Annotated in this window: 15 protein-coding genes; 2 read left to right on the forward strand and 13 right to left on the reverse strand. The window is 48.6% G+C overall.

The window, feature by feature from the left end:
• Positions 1-45: 45 nt before the first annotated feature.
• The 3 genes from ACXAGP_RS04365 to pepA are packed head-to-tail and all read right to left on the reverse strand — an operon-like array spanning position 46 to position 4863.
• A complete protein-coding gene (locus ACXAGP_RS04365) occupies positions 46-2892 on the reverse strand; it encodes a valine--tRNA ligase (RefSeq protein WP_475259783.1) in 2847 nt (948 codons plus the stop codon).
• Positions 2885-3349, reverse strand: a complete 465-nt coding sequence (locus tag ACXAGP_RS04370; RefSeq protein ID WP_475259785.1) for a DNA polymerase III subunit chi — start codon at positions 3347-3349, stop codon at positions 2885-2887. Before ACXAGP_RS04370 ends, ACXAGP_RS04365 begins: the two co-directional genes overlap by 8 nt.
• Before the next feature lie 8 nt (positions 3350-3357).
• Complete coding sequence (gene pepA, locus ACXAGP_RS04375) at positions 3358-4863, reverse strand: leucyl aminopeptidase (RefSeq protein ID WP_475259786.1); 1506 nt, start codon at positions 4861-4863, stop codon at positions 3358-3360.
• A 263-nt stretch (positions 4864-5126) separates the two neighbouring features.
• On the opposite strand from pepA, the gene lptF reads away from it, so the two are divergent.
• Together lptF and lptG are read left to right on the forward strand one after the other, a co-directional pair.
• Positions 5127-6239 (forward strand): LPS export ABC transporter permease LptF, encoded by a 1113-nt coding sequence (gene lptF / locus ACXAGP_RS04380; RefSeq protein ID WP_475259787.1) that lies wholly within the window; start codon positions 5127-5129, stop codon positions 6237-6239.
• The gene (gene lptG / locus ACXAGP_RS04385) at positions 6232-7293 is read left to right on the forward strand and encodes an LPS export ABC transporter permease LptG (protein WP_475259788.1); all 1062 of its coding nucleotides are present in this window, start codon (positions 6232-6234) and stop codon (positions 7291-7293) included. Before lptF ends, lptG begins: the two co-directional genes overlap by 8 nt.
• Before the next feature lie 32 nt (positions 7294-7325).
• Here lptG and ACXAGP_RS04390 read toward each other — a convergent pair whose 3' ends face one another.
• The 10 genes from ACXAGP_RS04390 to eutC form a co-directional block, all read right to left on the reverse strand.
• Positions 7326-7817 carry an RDD family protein gene (locus ACXAGP_RS04390; protein ID WP_475259789.1) on the reverse strand — a complete coding sequence of 164 codons (492 nt, stop codon included), beginning with the start codon at positions 7815-7817 and terminating at the stop codon, positions 7326-7328.
• A gap of 117 nt (positions 7818-7934) precedes the next feature.
• Positions 7935-11054: an efflux RND transporter permease subunit gene (locus ACXAGP_RS04395; protein ID WP_475259790.1), complete on the reverse strand. Its 3120-nt coding sequence runs from the start codon at positions 11052-11054 to the stop codon at positions 7935-7937.
• On the reverse strand, positions 11051-12376 hold the full coding sequence (locus tag ACXAGP_RS04400; protein ID WP_475259791.1) for an efflux RND transporter periplasmic adaptor subunit: 1326 nt from the start codon (positions 12374-12376) through the stop codon (positions 11051-11053). Before ACXAGP_RS04400 ends, ACXAGP_RS04395 begins: the two co-directional genes overlap by 4 nt.
• 122 nt (positions 12377-12498) lie before the next feature.
• Positions 12499-13971, reverse strand: coding sequence for a purple acid phosphatase family protein (locus tag ACXAGP_RS04405; protein WP_475259792.1), 1473 nt, complete (start codon positions 13969-13971; stop codon positions 12499-12501).
• A 16-nt stretch (positions 13972-13987) separates the two neighbouring features.
• Positions 13988-15487 carry a purple acid phosphatase family protein gene (locus ACXAGP_RS04410; protein WP_475259793.1) on the reverse strand — a complete coding sequence of 500 codons (1500 nt, stop codon included), beginning with the start codon at positions 15485-15487 and terminating at the stop codon, positions 13988-13990.
• Positions 15488-15543: 56 nt separating this feature from the next.
• A complete protein-coding gene (locus tag ACXAGP_RS04415) occupies positions 15544-18501 on the reverse strand; it encodes a TonB-dependent receptor (RefSeq protein ID WP_475259794.1) in 2958 nt (985 codons plus the stop codon).
• A 187-nt stretch (positions 18502-18688) separates the two neighbouring features.
• On the reverse strand, positions 18689-19690 hold the full coding sequence (locus tag ACXAGP_RS04420; RefSeq protein ID WP_475259795.1) for a FecR family protein: 1002 nt from the start codon (positions 19688-19690) through the stop codon (positions 18689-18691).
• The gene (locus tag ACXAGP_RS04425; protein WP_475259796.1) at positions 19690-20331 is read right to left on the reverse strand and encodes an RNA polymerase sigma factor; all 642 of its coding nucleotides are present in this window, start codon (positions 20329-20331) and stop codon (positions 19690-19692) included. The genes ACXAGP_RS04420 and ACXAGP_RS04425 overlap by 1 nt, the downstream gene beginning before the upstream one ends.
• 184 nt (positions 20332-20515) lie before the next feature.
• Positions 20516-21520, reverse strand: coding sequence for an endonuclease/exonuclease/phosphatase family protein (locus tag ACXAGP_RS04430; protein WP_475259797.1), 1005 nt, complete (start codon positions 21518-21520; stop codon positions 20516-20518).
• A gap of 196 nt (positions 21521-21716) precedes the next feature.
• The gene (gene eutC, locus ACXAGP_RS04435; RefSeq protein WP_475259798.1) at positions 21717-22565 is read right to left on the reverse strand and encodes an ethanolamine ammonia-lyase subunit EutC; all 849 of its coding nucleotides are present in this window, start codon (positions 22563-22565) and stop codon (positions 21717-21719) included.
• Position 22566: the final 1 nt, after the last annotated feature.

Raw genomic sequence — 22566 nt, forward strand, 5'->3', positions numbered from 1 at the left:
AAAAAACGCCAGCGATTGCTGGCGTTTGTTTTACTCAAAGAGCCGCTAAAGCGACTCAATCGTAGCTTTTTGCTCTTTCAGTTTTTCCATTGCCACGCGGAACTCTTCCAGTTTTTCGCGTTCTTTGTTGATAACTGCTTCAGGGGCATTGTTAACAAATTTCTCGTTACCCAACTTGCCTTCAGTGCGAGCAAAGTCTTTTTCTGCCTTATCCAGGGCTTTGGCGATACGCGCCAGCTCGGCATCTTTATCGATAAGCCCCGCCATAGGCACCAGTATTTCCATATCACCCACTAACGCAGTCGATGACGCCGGACCTTTTTCACCTTCAGCTAAAACCGTGATCTCTTCCAGCTTTGCCATGGCTTGCAGGAAGGTCATATTTTCATTCATACGGCGCTGATGCTCACCACTGGCGTTCTTCACCAGTACCGACAGAGGCTTACTCGGTGAAATATCCATTTCGCCACGGATATTACGTACACCCACTACAAACTGTTTCACCCACTCCAGGTCATCGATGGCTTGTTGATTTACCAAGTTCTCATCATAAGCTGGATAGGCTTGCAGCATAATGCTGTCGCCTTCAATGTTGGCCAGCGGTGCCACATTGCGCCAGATAGTCTCAGTGATGTAAGGCATCAGTGGATGCATCATACGCAACAGTGCTTCCAGTGTGCTCACCAGGGTCTTACGCGTGGCGCGCTGCTGAGCTTCGTTGCCTTTGAACAATACAGGCTTGGTCAACTCCAGATACCAGTCACAGAATTGGTTCCAGGTGAATTCGTACAAGGTATTGGCTGCCAGGTCAAAGCGATAGGCATCCAGGTGCTGACGACATTGTTTGATGGTTTTGTGCAATTGCCCCTGAATCCAGCGATCCGCCAGGGAGAACTCCAGGTCACCACCATTGGCACCACAATCGTGCTCTTCGGTATTCATAAGCACATAACGGCTGGCGTTCCACAATTTATTACAGAAATTGCGATAACCTTCCAGGCGGTTCATATCCCAGTTGATATCACGCCCGGTGGATGCCATCGCAGCCAGGGTAAAGCGCAATGCATCTGTACCGTGTGCTTCAATACCACCCGGGAAGGTTTTGCGGGTATTCTTTTCAATCTTCTGCGCCAGTTGTGGCTGCATTAAATTGCCCGTACGTTTCTCTACCAAGGATTCCAGGTCAATACCGTCAATCATATCGATAGGATCTAACACATTACCCTTGGATTTCGACATCTTATCGCCGTGTTCGTCACGGATAAGTCCGGTAACGTACACAGTTTTAAAGGGCACCTGTGATTTGCCATTATCATCCTTGATAAAGTGCATGGTCATCATGATCATGCGCGCTACCCAGAAGAAAATAATATCAAAGCCGGTTACCAGGGTATTACTGGGGTGAAATACCTGCATGTCTTCGGTGTTTTCCGGCCACCCCAGAGTAGAGAAGGTCCAAAGCGCTGACGAGAACCAGGTATCCAGTACATCTTCGTCTTGCGACAATGCGATGTCATCAGCCAGCTTATACTCTTTGCGTACTTCGGCTTCGTCGCGACCCACATAAACATTACCTTCAGCGTCATACCAGGCCGGGATGCGGTGTCCCCACCACAACTGACGAGAAATACACCAATCTTGAATGTCGTTCATCCAGGAAAAGTACATGTTTTCGTATTGCTTGGGCACAAACTGGATTTCGCCATCTTCAACGGCTTTTTTGGCCGGCTCTGCAAGCGGTGCTACACGTACATACCACTGATCGGTTAATAGTGGCTCAATAACCACGCCAGAGCGGTCGCCGTAAGGCACTGTCATAGCGTTGTCTTCGATACCTTCCAGTAAGCCTGCTTCTTCAAAGCTGGCTACTATGGCTTTGCGCGCTTCGAATCTATCCATGTTGTGCAAAAATTCAGGAATAGGCGCATCCAATGTCAGCTCTTTGCCATCAAAGGTATAGCTCTCACCTGCGGGTAAAATAGCGGCATCGATAGAGAAGATGTTGATCATGGGCAACTGATGGCGTTTACCCACTTCGTTATCATTAAAATCATGCGCTGGGGTGATCTTCACACAACCCGTGCCCTTTTCCATGTCGGCGTGTTCATCGCCCACGATGGGAATGCGACGATTTACCAATGGCAAGATGATCTCTTTGCCGATAAGGTCCTTGTAGCGCTCATCGTCAGGGTTAACCGCAACGCCGGTATCACCTAACATGGTCTCCGGACGAGTTGTGGCCACCACCAGATAGTTTTTACCGTCTTTGGTGGTAACGCCATCCGCTAATGGATAACGCAGGTGCCACATGTTGCCTTTTTTGTCTTTGTTTTCCACTTCCAGATCGGAGATGGCGGTATGCAGTTTCGGATCCCAGTTTACCAGGCGCTTACCGCGGTAAATCAAGTCGTCCTGATACAAACGCACGAAGACTTCTTTCACTGCCTCAGACAAGCCATCGTCCATGGTAAAGCGTTCTCTGTCCCAATCGACAGAGGCACCTAAACGACGCAACTGCTTGGTGATGGTACCACCGGACTCGGCTTTCCAGTCCCAGATGCGGTCGATAAAAGCATCACGGCCTAGCTCATGACGGGTTTTGCCTTCTTCATTGGCAAGTTTGCGTTCTACCACCATTTGCGTGGCGATACCCGCGTGGTCAGTCCCCACCTGCCATAATGTGTTGTTGCCATCCATGCGCTTGTAGCGAATAAGCGTATCCATGATGGTGTCCTGGAAAGCATGCCCCATGTGCAGGCTGCCCGTAACGTTGGGTGGCGGGATCATGATGGAATAGGCCTCGCCCTTACCAGAGGGCTTGAAGTAGCCTTTTTCTTCCCATTCCTGATACAGCTGGGTTTCAATATTTTGGGGGTTGAAAGTCTTATCCATTCGGGGTCTCATTCAAATTTTCAGCGGGCCGGGTGTCAAGGCTAAAGCCAGCCGCGCGATAGTGTTTATAACGTTCTCGTGCTTGTTGTTTGCCGTTATCATCGGCGGGCACGAAGTCAATCAGTGTGCGAAATTGTGCGGCAAAGGCAGGCATATCCTGTTGCAAATTGATACACACCTGACGGTTCAGACGATCTGGCTTTTGCCAGTTGATCTCTACAGGTGTGCCCGATTCGGGGCCTTCTCCCGGCAAGTTATGGGGTACAAAGGCATCCACGGGTAATTGCCACAATAACTCATCCATGCGCTCAGCTTGTTTTTGACTGGCGCAGAGGATCAGCACACGTTGTTTTTGACGATAATAATGGGTTGCCACCTCACAGGCAAAAGCTTCCTGAGTGGATTCAGTGGTGGCATCGTTTTGTTGTGTTAACAGATAAAAGGTAACGTTCGGCATAGCCGTGACTAATCTTCCATCTCAATACCGGCGCGATTCATCACAAATTGCGTCAGTAGTGGCACTGGGCGTCCGGTTGAGCCTTTGTTCTTACCGCTGTTCCATGCGGTACCTGCCACATCAAGGTGGGCCCAATGGTACTTTTTAGTGAAACGCGATAAGAAGCACGCAGCCGTAATGGTCCCAGCTGGACGACCACCCACATTGGCCATATCCGCGAAAGGACTCTCGATTTGCTCTTGATAGTCGTCCCACAACGGCAAACGCCAGGCTCTGTCGCCACTTTGCTCAGAAGCATTTACAATTTCATGAGCCAGCGGGTTGTGGCTGCTCATTAAACCCGTGGCGTGCTTACCTAAGGCAATAACACAAGCACCCGTTAAGGTAGCTACATCGATAACCGTATCAGGATCGAAGCGCTCCACGTAGGTCAGTGCATCACATAAAACCAGGCGGCCTTCAGCGTCAGTATTGAGCACTTCCACCGTTTGACCAGACATGGTAGTCAGGATATCACCTGGACGATAAGAATTCGCGTCGGGCATGTTTTCACAGCCTGCGATTACCGCAATCACGTTAACCGGAAGTTGCAACTCAAGAATAGCATGCATGGCACCTAAAACACCCGCGGCACCGCCCATGTCGTACTTCATCTCGTCCATGCCTTCGCCTGGCTTCAACGAAATACCACCGGAATCAAAGGTCAACCCTTTACCGACTAAGACAACGGGATCATGACTGGCAGCGCCACCGCGGTAGTGCATAACTGTCATGACCGACTCATTGTGAGAACCACGCCCTACAGCAAGGTAGGAGTTCATGCCCAAGTTAGCCATTTCCTGCTCACCGATGCGCTCAACGGTGACATTATCATATTGTTTTTCCAGTTCCAGAGCCTGCTCGTACAGGTAAACCGGATTACAGATATTGGGTGGCATGTTAGCCACGTCTTTACAGGTGGCCATACCTTTAGAGATGGCCAGGCCGTGCTCTACCGCACGCTCACCAACCGTCAGCTCTCGGCGAGTGGGTACGTTAAAGACAATTTTGCGCAGTGGGCGACGGGCTTCATCTTTGCGCGACTTCATTTGGGTAAAACGATACAAGGCATCGTTAGTGCTTTCCACAGCCTGACGCACTTTCCAATAGGTATCACGGCCTTTAACGTGCAGCTCTGTTAAGAAACACACAGCTTCCATTGAGCCAGTTTCGTTTAAGGTAGAAATGGTTTTGGCGATGATTTGCTTATATTGGCGCTCGTCCAGTTCGCGCTCTTTACCGCAACCTACAAGAAGAATACGCTCACTGAGCACGTTAGGAACGTGATGCAATAACAGCATTTGGCCGGGTTTGCCTTCCAGATCGCCGCGACGCAATAAATTACTGATGTAACCTTCGCTGATCACATCTAATTGCTCAGCTACCGCCGTTAAACGTCTTGGCTCGAACACGCCTACGACAATACAAGCGCTGCGCTGCTTTTCCGGACTACCGCTTTTTACATGAAATTCCATCGTTGTTCCTCTCTCATTTCAGTAGCCTAAATGGTAAAAATCAGTAAATTTCACCTTTGTGCTACATGCAACCGAACAAAAAAAGTCTTTCGTTGTCGAAAAAGGCAGGTTTACAAGCCCCTCATTCAACGTTCATAATGATAATGTTGGCTTTTTTATTCAGGTAGGGTGCAGTTTTTATTTTTTAAACTTATAAAAATACTTAGTTTACTTAAAAATCCTGTGCTTGCCAGTAAAAATACATCTTTTCGACCGGATAAATCGTGCTCATATTCAGATATCTGTTGAAGGAAACCTTCAAATCTCAACTCGCCGTTTTTCTGGTTTTAATGGCGATTTTTGTTACTCAAAAATTTGTTCGTGTACTGGCAGAAGCATCCAATGGCGATATCCCCGCCGGACTGGTGCTTAATTTCTTGGCACTAAAGACTCCCGTATTAGCAGCTCTGATCCTGCCCTTAAGCGTATTTTTGGGCATTATGCTGGCCCATGGCCGATTGCATGTAGACAGTGAAATGTCGGTTATGCGGGCATGTGGCATCAGCGAATGGTACGTAGCAAGAGTCATGTTGGTGCTGGCGCTGTTCATGTCTTTAGTAAGTGCCTCTTTGACCCTCTGGTTAGCGCCGCTTGCCACCGAAATTGAATATCAATTAGAAGAACAACTCACCGCCGAATCCGGCTTATCTGCTTTACTTCCCGGTCGGTTTGAAGAAACTGCCAACAAAAAAGCCGTACTGTTTGTGCAAGAAATTGATGGTGATAATCAACTTAAAAACGTCTTCGTTGCCCAGCACGATCCGGAAAAAGCCAGCGAAGCCGTACACATTGTGCATTCTGAAGGCGGTTATATTTCCGAAAGCCCGGATGGCTCGCAAAAGTTAATACTCACTTCCGGTAATCAGTACGAGGGCAAACTGGGCATGCGAGATTATCGCGTAGTGGAATTCGACGAATATCAGGTACAAATTGCCTTGGGAGAAGCGCAAGCTGAACAGAAGCGCCGCAAGTTGAGTGCCTATTCCACCGAAACCCTGATGCAAGAAAACAGCCTGGATGCCATTGCTGAATTTCAATGGCGCATTGCCATTCCTTTATCTATTCCATTTTTAGTGATCATCGCCGTGCCACTTAGCTCGGTTGATCCGCGCCAGGGCCGCTTTGGCCGCTTGTTTCCGGCCATCTTATTGTATTTAGGGTATTTCCTGCTGCTGATGATGGGCCGTGAAGTACTGGAAGATGGCAAAATCCCGCCGCAACTCGGCCTTTGGTGGGTGCACATTGTGATGTTGTTGGTGGGCATGGTGCTAATCCTCAAGGGGCGAACCTTGGGCGTGAAAGTGCGGGCTAAATTCAGGGGGCTGCGCAGTGTTTAAAATCGTTGATTGGTACCTGGCACGCACGTTATTGGGCACCACCTTTCTGAGCCTATCAGTACTGGTAGGGCTTAGCTCATTAATCAGCTTTATCGAACAGCTTAAAAAAGTCGGTACAGGTAACTACGACCTGACCGTCGCAGCTGTCTATGTGTTTTTATCCATGCCCCGTGAAATAGAACAATTCTTCCCAATGGCAACCTTAATTGGCGGTTTGACCGGGATGGGCATGTTAGCCAGTAGCAGCGAACTGACGGTGATGCAGGCGTCCGGATTAAGCCGCTGGAATATCATTATGTCGGCCATGAAATCAGCACTGGTAATGGTGTTATTTGTTATGGCTCTTGGTGAATGGGTAGCCCCCACCACAGAAGCTAAGGCCAAAGAGATCCGCGCTCAGGCTATTTCCGGTGGTAGTCTGTTTGCCACAGATCGCCTCACATGGGCTAAAGATGGCGACAAGTTCGTCAGTATTGGCGAAGTAATTGATAAGGACACGCTGCGAGATATCACGGTATACGAATTTGATGAGCAGCGCAGGTTAACCCAGATCACGGTAGCTAAAGAGGCCCATTTTGATAGCGATGCCTGGCGTCTGGAGCGGGTTAGATTCACTAAAATAAATGGCCGAGTTACTACCACGTCAGAATATGAGTCACAATGGGTGTCGACCCTGACACCGGACAAACTCGGTGTTGTAACCGTTAAACCTGAAGCCCTGTCCATCTCAGGTTTAAATGATTATATCCAATACCTGAATAACAATGGTCAAGATTCGTCCCGGTATACTCTGGCGTATTGGCGTAAGCTACTGCAGCCGATTTCCGTGGGAGTCATGCTCTTAATGGCGTTATCGTTCGTTTTCGGCCCACTGCGCAGTGTTACCATGGGGGCCCGAATTATCATGGGTGTACTCACTGGGTTTGGCTTCTTTATCAGTAATGAAGTATTCGGCCCACTGAGTTTGGTATATCAGGTACCGCCATTTTTAGGTGCGCTATTGCCCAGTGTGGTTTTTGCCTTTGTGGCGATGCAACTACTCAAGCGGCAATAAATACTGACAGGCAACAGGTTGCCTGTCTGCAATTACCAGTTTTTATGATCATTGGCTTCTTTAGATAACACCCGTATCTCGGTGCTGGCCAGCCTATCTTGTAAAGATTGTTTGTTTTTAAAGTCGAGCAATACTAACAAGGTACCCAAACCGCCGATAGAGCAAAGCATACGCAAAAAAGCGCGGCCGTAGCCCATAGGCTTATCGTTGGTGCTATAAAGACGCATGCGCCAGGCGCGCATACCAATAGTTTGGCCACCATTGCGCCAGAACCAGACAAAAAAGCCCACCACCCATGACAACACCCAGACCTGAACTATGGTGCGATACAATACCGAGTTTTGAATAATATCGCTGACGTGCTCCATTCCTTGTTTATCCAGCACGCCATTCTCAAATAACAGTATCAGGCTTACCGTCATCACCATTGCGGCCACCATTCCCACGGCAACTGCCACCAGAAGGTCGTATACCATGGCTGCCAAACGGCGTAAAAAACCAGCTCGGGGAAATTTGTTCTGCATTCATTGCACTCCAGTCAAACTGGCTGAATTCTATCAGTTAAACCATTGTGGTACTAATACAGCAATTCCCGCTCCTGAGCTCCCAGGCGGCCAGGCGAATCAATAATCAGGCGAATTTCAGCGGTACAACAAACCCTTAACGTCTTTTCGGTAAGCGCGAAAGTACGCTTTAAGATCTTCCATGATCAAGTAATTCAAAGGCACAATAAACAGGGTGATCAAGGTACAGAAAACAATACCAAAGCCCAAGCTCACCGCCATCGGGATCAGAAATTGCGCTTGGGTGGATTTTTCGAATAGCAGAGGCATCAAGCCGACAAATGTGGTCATTGAGGTAAGCAATACAGGCCTGAAGCGCCGACTACCGGCCTGAAAAGCCGCCGTTTTAACACTCATGCCTGCGACACGTCGCTGGTTAATGTAATCCACCAGCACTAACGAGTCGTTCACGACCACTCCGGATAGGGCCAGCATGCCCATAAAACTCAACAAAGTTAAATCAAATCCCAATAGCCAGTGCCCCAGAATAGCCACAACAATGCCAAATGGAATAATGGCTAATACAATAAAAGGTTGCAGATAGGATTTAAGTGGGATGGCCAACAAGATATACACCAACAGTATCAAGGCCCCAGCACCGCCCAACAATCCACGAGTCGATTCTTTTTGCTCTTTTGCCTCACCCTCCAGTGAATAGCTGACACCAGGCAGGCTGGCGGTCTGATCAGCTAACCATTGCGCGATTTCTGCTTGCACGATATTCAAGTCACCTGATGTCTTATCAAAATCAGCCGTCACGGCAACTGTCCGCTGCCGATCAATGCGCAAAATAGCCTGCGGACTCATTGCCGATTGCAATTCGGCAACTTGCCAAAGGGGCACCCGTTTGTCAGCGTTTGCGTTTCCGGGCAGCGATATCATCATGTTTTCCAAAGTGCTCAACGATTTACGTGCAGACAAAGGGTAGCGCAACATGACCCGCACTTCTTCTCTGTCTCTTTGTATTCGTTGCACCTCATACCCGTATATGGCCTGCCTGACTTGCCTTGCGATACTATCGAGATCCAACCCCAGCAGGTGCGCCTCAGGTTTAAGCAATAGCTGTAACTCCTCTTTGCCATCGGATAAGGAATCTTCAATATCAAAAACACCAGAGTAGCCAGCGAGGTGCTCGGTTAGAGATTGGGTTAAGGCTTGCAATGAGGCGGTATTGTGTCCTTTGAGTTCAATATCGATAACGGCGCCTCGCCAGCCACCAATTTCCGCTTTGTAATTGAGTTGCTCCGCACCGGGTACCTCGCCAACACGTTTTCGCCATTCATTAACAATGTCCTGAGTTTTAACATTGAGGATACGCTGCTCAGGAGGTACTGTTTCTACCCTTACTCGACCGGCAGCGGCGTTGGCACCACCACTCACGGCGTAGATATTGCTGATCACAGATTGTCCGGAAACCGGATCGCGATACAGCTCACGCAGATCTGAGGCGTGCTGTACCATCGCTGTCACAATCTGGTCGGTAGTCTCGAATGATGTGCCAGCTGGCATGATCACATTAGCCGCCGCCACTTCGCTTTGAATACGCGGAAAAAACACAAATCTGGAGTGGCCGCTAAACAAAGTACTCAGCACAACAATAAAAACGCCAATCATGAGCATGACAGAGGCATAACGCCAACGCATTGCCACAGAGAGCGCCGGTTGATAAAGGGTTGAGATCAGCCAATCTAACGACCCTGCTATGGTCTGTTGCACTCGTGAAAACGCCGAGGTTTTATCCGCCTGAGGGCGCACGTGTTTTAAATGCGCAGGTAAGATCAGCTTAGACTCAACCAGCGACAACAGCAGCACCGGAATGACCACATAGGTGATGGAGGCATACCAGCTTGCCCGACCATTCAGATAGAGCAGCGGTAAAAAAGCGGCAACGGTTGTCAAAATGCCAAAGGTTACCGGAACAGCGACTTCTCTGGTGCCTACAATGGCGGCTTGCAAAGGCGCTTCCCCCCGCTGCAAATGGCTGTAAACGTTCTCGCCAGTTACGATAGCGTCATCCACCACAATCCCCAGCACCAGAATAAAGCCGAATAAACTCATCATGTTAATACTGACACCAAAAAGCGGCATAAAGATAAAGGTACCCAGAAAACACATAGGAATGCCCATACAAACCCATAGCGCCACGGAGGGCCGGAGAAACAAAGCCAACATCACCACCACCAACACCGCTCCCTGCAAGGCACTTTGAGTGAGTGTTGCCAGTCTGGCCTTAATGGGTTTGCTGCGATCCCGCCAATAGTCCAGTTTCAGACCTGGCGGAAGTTGTGCTTGTTTAACATCAATGTAGTCGCGCACTGCCTGTGTCACATCCATAATGTTCTGATTTCCAGTGCGAAATACTTCGATCTCGATTGCAGGCTCACCGTTAAAATGCGTCTTACGCGGTGACTCTTCAAAGCCATCCCGAATTTGGGCAATATCTCCTAACCTGAGCATGACCCCGTCGGCACTGGTAACCATGGGGATTTCGGCAAAGGCGTCGCCGTATTCGGCCTTGCCTATGGTGCGAATAAAAATGTCCCCACCCTCGGTTTTCAGGTTGCCAGCAGACATGTCTTTCGCGTTATCGGCAATGATGTCTGCCACCTCAGCGAGACTCAAGCCGTATTCTTGCAATACCAGTTCCGGTATTTCGATGGCAATTTCAAAGGCGGTTTTATTATCCAGTTCCACCAGCTTGACATCGGGCAGTTGCAGCAATTCGTCTTTGATATGCTCTGCTTGTCGATGCAAAGCCAGCATTTCCGCATTACCATAGAGCATTACCCCGATGGCATCGCGCCTTCTTTGCGATATTTGTACTGTGAGTTTTTCAGCGTCCACGGGCAAACCAGAGATGCTATCTACTCGTACTTTTATATCCTCCAGAAGCTCTCTGACCGCAAATCCATCTTCCACCTGCACAACAACTGAAGCGCGCCCTTCCTGACTGCGAGAAGTGATTTGTTGTATCCCCTCCAGATCTTGAATGGCCTCTTCCATTTTGATGGTTATCCCCGACTCGACCTCGTGGGGGGAGGCACCGGGCAGTGACATTTGTATACTAATATCCCGGGATTCTACTTCAGGGAACATGTCTACCGGAACCTTTGTGGTCATGAAGTACCATCCGGATAACATAACGACCACTAACAGCACATTGGCTGCCACATCATTTTTGGCAAACCAGCTGATCATCTGGCCCCCTCTTTAACTGTGGCAACACTCAACTTAGTTTCTGACATCACAGGTACTTCGTTTGACAGAACATCAACGATGCGCAATGGGGTATCATTAGGTAGCTTTGAGGTAGGGGTCACTACCAACCACTCAGATTCGCGCAATGGCTCGGCCTGTGGTTGCTCTGCCAGTTCAATCCCTGGCGCATTCGGCTCATGTGCAGCGACTGCAGATACAACAACCGAATGCGGATCAGACCAGATGGGCTGAATCTGACGCTTTTGCAGCCTGTCATTATGCGCAATGCCAACGGTTGAGGCCTGAGACACGGCTTTTCTTGGCAGCACAAACACCTGCGCATATTCGCGTCCCTGAATACGTGCTTTCACAAATTGACCGACTCGCATGGTGGCTTGCAGGGAGTTCGCAATAAATGGGTTATCGATTCTGGCAACCAGGTAAAGCATGCGAGTGTTGGAATCGAAGACATCTTCTGAGCGCACGATTTTGCCCTTCCAACGATGCGTTGCATTGCCCATTTCGGTTTCCAGCACCACCTCCATGGGCTGATCGGGTAATGTGTCCAGTTGCAGATGCGCCAGATCTGATATTTTAACAGGTAAACGCACTTCCGCAGCGGCTGTGCTGTATATGCTGGCCAGTAACTCAGAGGCATCAACCACCTGACCAAGCTCGATATTTTGCTGCAGTATTTTGCCATCAAAGGGCGCTGTTATCCGGGTCCTTTGTAAATCGATTCTTGCCTTGCGCAAGCGCGCTTGTGCAGCTTGCAATTGCGCTTTAGCCGCTGCCACTTGTGGCTCCCTAAGCGCTAAACTTCGGGCCGCATCGGTTTCTGGTAGTTGATTCCACTGTTGCGCGGCATATTCCACCTGTGCCAGTTCTCGCGTGTAGTCTAGTTGAGCACTAGCCACTTCCGCCGCTGCGATATTGAGGTTAATTTCAAATTCAGTGGCATCCAGTCGCAACAACTCTTCACCTTCGGTAAATCGCTGTCCGGGGCGGATGTTATCGGAGATCCATACCACTTTGCCGGCAACTTCTGACATCAATTCGCTATGACGCATGGCGCGAACGGTGCCAAATGAATTAATCCAGACCCGATAAGACTGGCGCTTTAATGGCAAAGCTTCTACCGCAACTGCAACCGCACCCGGCGAGCTATTTTTCGGAGCGACTGGGCCACTATTCACAATATACGCCACCAGTCCGAAAGCGCACATTAGTATCACCAGAGTGACCGCAAGGTGCGTCCACCAATTCACCTTGGTTGTATCTCTGCATTCAGGGTCGATTGTCTTTTGTGTTTCTGGATTCAAAAAAAGCTCCGGGAAAAATAGGAGTCAACTACGCCGAAAGCAAACCGTGCCAATGGGAAAAGTTTCCCATCAGCACGGTTCTCGGGCACCCGTTGTATTGGTTAAAAGAACTGGATTGTTGCTTAACGCAGATCATCCCAGGCCTTGTATTCACCCAACAGTTCGCCGTCTCTAATAGGGCCGCTCGCCTCGGGTTCATTAAGCAAAATCTTTTTCCCATTGGATTTGGTTAAGGTGAAGGCATCGTATATTTGGCCTAACGGATCGATTGACTCAATTCGCATCTGGTTGCCTTCAATATTCACCACGCTGAAAATGGGCGTTTTGTTGCCGTAGCGAGTCAATTTGAATTCCTGATCGGTTTCCCTGGCATAACGCTCCCAGCCCGCCACTTTGGTATCACCACGCTTGGTGGACGATGCTGTGATCACAAACACGGTATCCACTTCCTGCGCATCACCAATGCTAAATCTCTCCAGTTCATCTCCCCGGGCGGCTCGCTGATAAGTGTGCCGATGTCCGGTGATCACCAGATCAATATCGTTTTCCCGCAATACTTTAAGCAGCGCGGTTCGGCGTTTTTTGGCACCGGGATGCTCTCGTCCCCCAACAAAGGAGTACAGAGGATGATGCATGGTCACCACTTTCCAGCTGGCATCTGAGGCTTTGAGGTTTTTGTCCAGCCATATCATCTGCTTATCGAATTCGACTCCGGAACTATCGATAGCGAAGATGTGTAGATCGCGGTTGTAGCGCACCTGATAAGTGGTTTCTTGCAAATCAGGTGGCAAATCGGGTGACAACGGCAGATTAAATTGTGGTCGCCATACATTGGTAACAGCACGTGGAGCCTGGAATAATTTGCGCAGGCGTCGCTCCGTTATTTCAGGAGGGGTGAAGTTGATATAGTCATGATTGCCCGGCACAGGCAGCGAGGGCACCATTTTGTAGCTGCGCCCCCCGGCAGCAAACCACTCAGCCCACTCTTTGTCGTAGGTACCTTTGTTGGTGAGATCACCTCCGTGGACATAAAATTGCGCATCAGGTGCTGCTTTGTAGGCTGCCGCTATAGTGCGACTCACGTGCGAGCGAATACTGGTTTGTGCATCACCAAAAAATACGAACTGAACTTTACCCTCTGCGGGTGCTGTTTGTAACTGATACCATGGACTCCACATCCCTCGGGCACCGCGCACCCGATAGGCGTAAAGGGTATTGGGCTGCAAATCGGTGAATTTGACCGAATGATGGATCACCGGCTCCAATCCTTGATTATAGATAAAGGAAAATTTGCCATTGGGGCCCATCACGTGATCCAGGTGCACTAGTTCAGATGTCGCGGTTTGCGTGTCGGCATTTAAATCAAATCTGGCATCCGGGGTTGCCGGTGCTATCTGAGCAATGGTTTCACCCACCAGTTGGTTGGTGCGCCAGGTCACGGCGAAACTGCTAGTGGGATCATCGGTTACCGTGGCAATGATGCGATCCGGCCATTGCGTAGGAGCCTGCCAGGGTGGAAGAAGTGGGTTTGCCAGGACCACAATGGGGAATAGCAACAGCAAGGTCGCTCCACAACGAAATAATACAGAAATCATGTTTAAGTCTCGTAATTTACTTTAGGTCGTACCAGTCTTTGTAAGGCAGCGTATTGTTAAAAGTACGCGTTTCCGCATAAGCCTCAGGCTGGTTTTGCAGGTATTTTTTGCCCTGTTCATCTTTGCTCAAAATAAAACTGTCGTAGCGCACGCCAGAGACAGTGTGTGCCACAAAAGTCAGCTTATCTTGTGCGACCCGAACAACCTGGAACAACGGAGTGTTTTGCCCGCTGCGCTCTAGATCGCGCCGAGAGTTAGCAAAGCCGCCGAAATCGCCGTCTTTGTCGCCTGGCTTGGCACCCGTCGTTAACAATTGTTTGAGTCCTTGATTCATGGCACCAAATTTGGCACCAGAGGCTGAAATGGTATACACGGTTTTAACAGGCTGATTGTTATCTTCTGTGGTTTCCAGATAATCAACACTACGCATATAGCTGTGCACATGCCCGGTCATCACCAGGTCGACGTCGTGTTTTTCAATCACTGGCATAAGGGCTTTTCGACGCGCAATATCGCGCTTCACCCGCAAAAATTTTTCCGGCAAAAAGAAGGGGTGATGCATGCTCACCATATTCCAACGCGTCGTACTTTTGGATAACCCTTGATCCAGCCAGCTGGCCTGGGCAGCAAAATCTTCACTGGTTAGTGCTGAATCCACCACGAATATCGTTAGCAAATCGCCGAAGCGATATTGATAGTTGGACTCCCGCAAGTGTTCTGGTAGTGATTTATCAACAGGTAAGCTGAACTGCTTACTCCAGATAGGTGTGCGCACCCGGCCGTGTTTTTTGCCATTGCGCAGCACCGAAACATTCTCGTGATTACCGCGTACCGGGATAACCGGAATCGTGGCATGGATAAAGCTGCCAGCGGCAAACCACTCGGCCCAATTGTAGTCACTATCGCCCTTGTTGGTTAAATCACCGGCATGGAGAAAAAAGTTTGCTTCCGGTACCTGTTTATAGGCAGCGCGGATAGTGCGAGACCAATGAGAACGCACGCCATTTTGCGAGTCACCGAAATAGACAAATTCGATATCCCCTTGCACCGGCGCTGTTTTGGTGTAAATCCATTCGCTCCACTTGCCTCTTGCACCTTGCACCCTGAAGGCGTACTGAGTATCGGGCGCAAGATCATTAAATCCAACGCTGTGATAGTGCACTTTCCCCAATCCACCATTTTCAACACTTTCATGGATGCCATTGGGTGTCGGCATACTTTCCAGGTTGAGGCTTTCGACTTTGGCTCTTTTGGTAATGGCTAAGCTATCGAATCGGGCAGCGTCATTGGCAGGGGTGATTTGCGCAATGCTGGTGCCCACAGTATCGTCGGTACGCCAGGTAACATAAAAGCCCGTAGCGGGATTTTCAGCCGGATTTACCACGATGCGATCCGGCCAGGCACTGGCTTTTTGCCAGTGGGCAGCTGGCGAATCTGATGCGTGTGCACTTCTGAGCAAAACGCACATCATTAACAGCATCAGCGTCAGATAAGCACAAAAAATTCGTTTTAACATGTATTGTTCTCCGAAATCGACAACAGGGGCACGGGCCCCTGTTCAAACAAATGCGCTTAAAAAGATGTGGAAGCAGTCAAACTGTAAATACGACCTTCGGTCTCAGAATCTCTGAGACGATTGGACACATCGTAATACTCGTGGCTGCGAGTCTCCGTGACATTGAGCACATCAAAAGACAATCGCCAGCCGTTCTGAAAGTAATAACGAAAGGCAAAATCCAGACGCCCTGCACCCGCACCATAAATGGCATTGGTATCGTTAAACCCGTCACCATCAGCATCTGTGGCGGCAGTTTCATCCAGGTAGTCGCTGCGATAGTTGTAGGACAGACGTGTGCTCAGCTCGTCAGTTTCGTAGTACAGCGCAATATTGTAGGTATCTTTTGAAGCACCTAAGAAAGAACGTTCAGTGCCATCGATGTCTTTGAATACCGAATCGGTATAGGTGTAGTTCATCATAGTACCGAAGTTTTGCCAGAATCCGGGCAAAAAGGTAAAGGGCGTCTGAAAACTGAGTTCTACCCCTTGAGCTTCTGCTTCTCCGGCATTGCGGAAGCTGGATACCAGGTAATCCTCATCCAGTGTTGCCCCTTCGATTTCATTACCCGATTGTAAGAATGAGGTTTCAGCGATAAAGTTCTGCACGTCTTTGTAGAAAAAACCAATCGACGCAAGCCCCTCGGATTGCTCACCAAAATAGTATTCCAGGCTGAAGTCATATTGCCAGGCCAGAAACGGATCCAGTTCAGGATTACCGCGAGACACTCTGGCCTCTTCATTGTCGATCTCAACCACTGGGCGGATCTCATCAATAGTTGGCAGTGTCATGCCTTTAGCCACCGCAAAACGATACAGTAAATTTGCCTCTGAACCTTCCGACAAAATCAGGTTAAACGAAGGCAAGGTGTTGGTGGTAGAGCCGTCGAGATTGGCCACATTGCCCTCCTGCAGCTCTCCGTCTATTTCCAGTGCACCATCACCTTGAGAGTCTGTTTTAACATGTCTCAGCCCAACGTTACCTCTGACATAGTATTTGCCGATATCCGCTTCGTAGTCCGCCATAAAATAAAGCGCCAGATTGTCCTCTTCAATGTCATAACGGTTGGTATCATTAAATTCGATGTTGTTTGAGGGCACGTTGAATTGTTGTAAAAAGCTCAGAGGATCGGCACTCACCCAGCTAGTCAAAAATCCTTCCGAGCCCAGCCCAAAGGCATAGTCATCAACAAAAAAGTTGGGGTCGCCATTGGCATAGGTAATATCTTCCGCTTCACCATCACCGTCAAAATCGAACTCTGTTGGTCCTTTGGTGGAGCCCTGGCGACGGGTAAACTCAGTTAAACGGTTTTTCACCCCACCGTATATAGCTGTAAAAGGGCCAAACTGAATATCTCTCTCGATATCAAGTTGAACACTGGTTTCATCGATAGCGATGATACGTCGTTGCCAATCCATTTCCCGAACAGAAACATCCTCTGCGGACAAATTGGCTGCGGTGGTGGTAAAACTGGGGAAGTTCTCGTTAATAGCGACGTTGTACGAGCCTAAATCATCCTTACCAACACGCGCTCGCACTCGCCCTTGCAAGCGATCCTCTTCGCTTTCAGAGATACTCAATTTACCGCCAATCGACCAGAAACCGGAAGTCCAGTCAGCACCAAGGGTGACTCCCGTCGTTTCGAGGTCGATATCGCGGGTAAAGCTATTAAAATCCACCCGATGGTCTTGAAAAGTCCCTTCCACTAAGGTGTTGGTGGCCGGATCAACCGTGCCCGATAACAGTTCGCCACGACGAAATTCCGCCTCAATGCGACTAAAGTTTTCATCGCGACTTTCATTAATGTGGATCAGGTCAGCATGCAACTCCAGCATATCCGTAGGCCTGGCCTGAATCGCCATATTAATATTGTATCTGGGACTTTCTCCCCAACGCGCTTCTTGACGAATTGCTCCGGCATAATAAGACCCTACTAGCGCTTGAGCTTCCGGGTCATCGGGGTTGGCCAGCATGCCTTCGTCAACTTCAAGCCAATTGTCGGTGTTTTGAACGCGATCGATGCGTCGGTCTTGTTTTTCGTAGTTGGCTGAAAACAGGATACCAACACGCTCATCCGCAAATACGTCGGCAAAAAAACCACTGATAGAAGGCTGACTATCATCTTTGAATTCAGAGCTGCTTAACCCGGCCTGGAAGCCAATTTTGCGTTCACCCACGTCCAATGGCTTTGGGGAGCTCAAACGCACGATACCTCCCAATCCACCTTCATCGTCCTTAGCTGTGGGCGATTTGACGACCTCAATATTTTGAAACAGCTCAGAACTAATACCGGAAAGTACCGCTGCTCGCTCAGGATCTGAGGAGTCCGAGGTTAAAAACGTAGAACGACCGTTAACTTCAACCCGCGTAAAGGTAGGATCTAAACCGCGGATGGTAACAAACTCACCTTCCCCGTTGTTGCGGGTCAATGAAACGCCGGAGATACGTGCTATCGCTTCAGCCACGTTTTGATCCGGAAACAAACCCACATCTTCGGCAGTGATGGCATCGATAAACTGGTTGGCGTTCTGTTTTTGTGCAAGCGAGCTGGCGAGACTGCCCCGAAACCCTTTTGATACCACTTCCACCATTAATTCAGCATCAGGGGTATTGTCAAAGCTCGGGCGAATCAAACTGGATTCAGGGACTTCAGGGGCATCCGGTTGATAAATAATAATGGCGCCGTTTTCAAAACGCGCTTCTAATCCGGTTGCTGAAAGAATTCGGCCCAGCGTCTCCTGAACGGTGAAATTGCCATTAACTGCCGAAGAGGTTTTATCCGCTATCAGCTCTGAAGGTGCTAAAACCACCAGGTCGGTTTGTTTGGAAAAAGTCGCCAGTGCTTCATGCAGCGGCATGGCAACAATTTGCAATTGGTGTTGTTGTTGCAATACTGCGTTATCCGCAAGCACACTTGTGGGAAAAGCTGCCGCTACCGCAGACGATATCAAAGCTACTTTGAGAAATTTATTCACTGGTTTCATGTTCAGTAATCACTTAGTTAGTTGCTGTTCCATTTCCGCCTGGGCTGCTTAGTGCAATAAGCAACCTGCGGATTTACATCAACAATGACGCGGTGCATAACCAGATTTTTCAGCTTTTTAGTAATGTCATAAAAGTTTAAAGATTCGGATATTTTAATTACCAGACAATGCCTTAACTTTACACTTTGGTAATAATAATCTTGCCATCTTCGCGTTTTATGACGTCGATATCGTCACTCATACTCAAACCCGCGAGGAAGGTATCCAGCTGTTCGAGCCGAAATGAACTATTGATAGCCTTGTGTTTCAGACTGTCAGATGCGATGACAATGCCGGGCGGATAATACAGATTGAGCCGCTCAGCAATCGCATCCAGAGTTTGATTATTAAAATTAAATCGCTTGTCTCGCCAGTTGCCAATTAATTCGCCATCTACCTTGGCCACTTCGGTCAGTCCTTTGGTGTCCGAATAGGTAATCGCTTCCCCGGCAGTTAACACTCGATTTTTCACTCTGTTATAGTAGATGGCCTGCATGTCTGTTATTTCCACAGCGCCTTGTGCCACCTCCAGTTGCAGACTTGTAGACAATGCCTGAACAGCAAACTCGGTACCCAATACCTTTATCTGTGTTTCGTCATTAGTTACAACGAAAGGTCGGGTTTTGTCGTGTGCCACGTCAAAGTAGGCTTCCCCTTTGTGCAATCGCACGTTTCTCTGCTGTTCTTGTAAAGACACCACTAACTGGGTGTTGCCCCCCAAAGTGATCACACTGCCATCGGTTAACTCAATCTGGTTAATTTCCCCTACCTGGGTGGCATATATCTGAGTTTCGACAATAGGATCTGGTTGCAAAAACCAACCAAAAAACAACGCAATAAGTAAAGAAAAAGCCAACACTGGCGCACGCCAGTCAATGGACAACCAGGAGCTACTGCGTTTTTTCCCACCGGGCTGAGCCTTGGTTGTTGAGCTTTGCTGTGTTGAGCTTTGCTGATGTGCCTGCAGTGTTTCCGACTGCGGTAGGTGCTGCCACAAAGCCTGCATCTGTCGGTAAGCATTGCGATGTGCTTCACTTTCCGCCAACCAGTTATCAAATTCGTTTTTTTCTTGTTCAGGCAAAGGCTTATCAGCTTGTTTAAGCAACCACTGTGATGCCTGTTCCAGTATACGTTCGTCCATTATTCCCTCTCCATGTCGATAGCCAACTGGGTCAGTGCTTTACTGAGCTGACGACAAATATCTGCCAATGAATACCCGGTAACTTGCGCTATTTCCTGATAGGTTTTGCCTTCAATGCGGTGCATTGTCAAAATGCGCTGCTGCTTCTCCGAAAGTTGCGCAATGCTGCTTTCGACATTGTTCAACTGTCGCTGTGAAAGCAGCATTGCTTCTGGATCGGAAATTTGGGTGGGCATTTCCGCTTGTGGCTCCTGAGTAAGATATTTTTCCGCAGTCACCTCTTTGCGATGCTCGTCAATCACCTGATTGTGAGCAAGCCGATACAGATACGCCTTGGGATTCTCAACCGCATCCTGATCTTTCATTTGAGCAAACTTTACAAATGCATTTTGCACAGCATCTTCAGTGTCGACCCGGCTGTGATAAAACTTTTGCTTTAAAATGGCGCACAGATCAGTCCAGTGATTGCGGTAAATCTCAGTCAAACTGTGTTTTTTAGGCGGGCGCATGTTCAAAGTCGGAACGGATGTTAACAGAGAGCCTGGTCCCTCGTTAACCGGGGGATCATCTTCATTAATGGAAACTGCGAGATTATGTGCCTGGGATGTCATTTTCTTCAACCAGTTAGCATGAGATTTCATTGAATTGTCTTATTTAAGGGCACCCCGTTTCTCGATTAAGCCGGTGTGTTAGAAACGACACAAATAGACGAAAATCAGGCCTGCGCTTATGAGACGTGCAGCGCTGCAAAATTTTTCAGTTATTTTGAAAAAAGTTTGAAAAGGGCGTATTCACGCCCTGAATCGCTTTGATAAAAAGCCGGGCTTAATTGCGCAAACTCCAGCTAAATTGAGCTGCGAGCGGTAAATGATCACTACGCTCATCACCTTTATCATCCACAAAAATGCCTTCAACAAACTCCAAATGCTCTGCCGTCAGTTGTACTGAGTCACCACTTTTAAATGCGATGCGGTCCGGCTTTGGAAAATGGTATTTACAACCATCAAGGGGATCGGAGTAGGCTGAACCATGAGTAACCTCACAGACAAACTGCATTGATGTCGCACTTAGAAACTCCTGCACGATTTGCAAAAACTCTGGAGACTTGTCTTTGGTCTCGTCATGCCAGCTCAGATTATAATCACCGGCAACAATCACGGCATTTCCGGCGGAATGGGTATTGATGTAGTTGGCCAGTTGTCTCATGGCAACTCGCTTCGCCTTGATATCGCCGTCCTGGCCACCCGCATCGTTGTGCATGTTATACACATCGATCATGATGTCATTGGCCAGGTGATGTCGCTGAAATGTAAATCCTTTTTCGGTATAACAATCAATATCATAACAATCGTTCCAGTCTTCCCGATCGAAGCCATTGTTCTTATCGAAGGGCAAGGTGGATAATCGCACAAGGCCGCTACCAAAGCTGGTGCGTGAGCCACGATGATGATCGGAGCGATAGGGGTATTGTGCTTCGGATAAATAATCGCGCAATTTGTCGTGTTTATCCTTGATAAACAGCTCCTGCATATTGACGATATCGTAGTTGAGGGTATTCAGGGTTTTAACGATGTTTTTAAAATCGTTTTTACTGTTGCCACCAATGGATTCGGGAAAGCCATCCACATTGTAAGCCATGACGCTGATAGTGCCGCTAGTTGCCGTCTCCTGTGAGCCTTCATAGGAAAGCCCTTTTGAGCTGCGCTTACCATTGGGCCAGAGGTCGCCGATCAATCCGGGTATATCCGAGGCCACAACCCAAGGGTCAACATCAGCAACTGCGGATGCCGAACACAGCATCATCGACAATGCCATTGTGAGTTTTTTCATTTTCATCTCCAGTGAATTCGTTTTGTAAGTTTCTTTGTGTCTGCTGCAAAACAACAAACACAAAGACGACGAATAGCCGAGGAGGAATTTTCTCGATTCAAAAATGTTTCATGGAAATGTCATGAATTGCGGACGCGACTCATGCAACAGGCACGAGCATGCCCAATTGTGAACACAAGATAGCGAAAAGAGAGCATCACTGACTTATCAGAAAGTTGCCCGGCTGCGCTAAGGCTCCAGAATCGCCTTCAAAAGGATCCGACGATTTGTCTTTTAGACCCACTCCAGACAGGCCCAGCTTTCTGGATTCCATGATAAGCCAACAACATTTAGCTGTGGCATGTTCAATGCTCAAACCCGCTGGTCGAATATTGGAAATACAATTGCGGTTCGCGTCAGTCAGTCCGGATTTGGGCGCAAAGGTATAATAAATTCCTAAGCTATCAGGAGAGCTTAGTCCCGGCCTTTCCCCGACAATCAAAACCACCGTCCTGGCATGGAGTAGTTCGCCTATTTCGTCACCAATAGCTACCCGACCCTGCTCCACGATGCAAATTGGCGACACGGACAACTGATTGTCCTCTAGCTGTTTAATCAAACTATGACACAACTGACTGCCCTGAGTTTGCACTGCCACAGAAGACAGCCCATCAACTAGCACGATAGCAACATCGTATTTCTTCGTTTGGTGGTTTTGTTGTATTAGTCGCTCAACCGATGAAAGCGCTAAACGGCGGCCTAAGTCAGGCCGCTGCAAGTACTCACTTCTATTCTGAGCTTTGCTATGTAAACGAACATAAGGCAAAGCCATTTGCTGTAACTCCTGTTCCAGTGCCTCAAAATTGAGCGGTATATGTACCGCATCTCTGGCCGCAGCGTGATCAACATTAAACTGCAATTGATGCCTGGTGGGTAGACTCCCCCCCGCTCGCCCCAAACCGATTCGGGCTTGCGTAAAACGCTTCAGCTCATGCCAGCGATCATTTTGATAAGGCGTATTTTCAGGCAATTGATGATGCTTAGCTGGGTTGGTTTTTTCGCTCATG

This window comes from Planctobacterium sp. AWM4_229 (assembly GCF_056160305.1).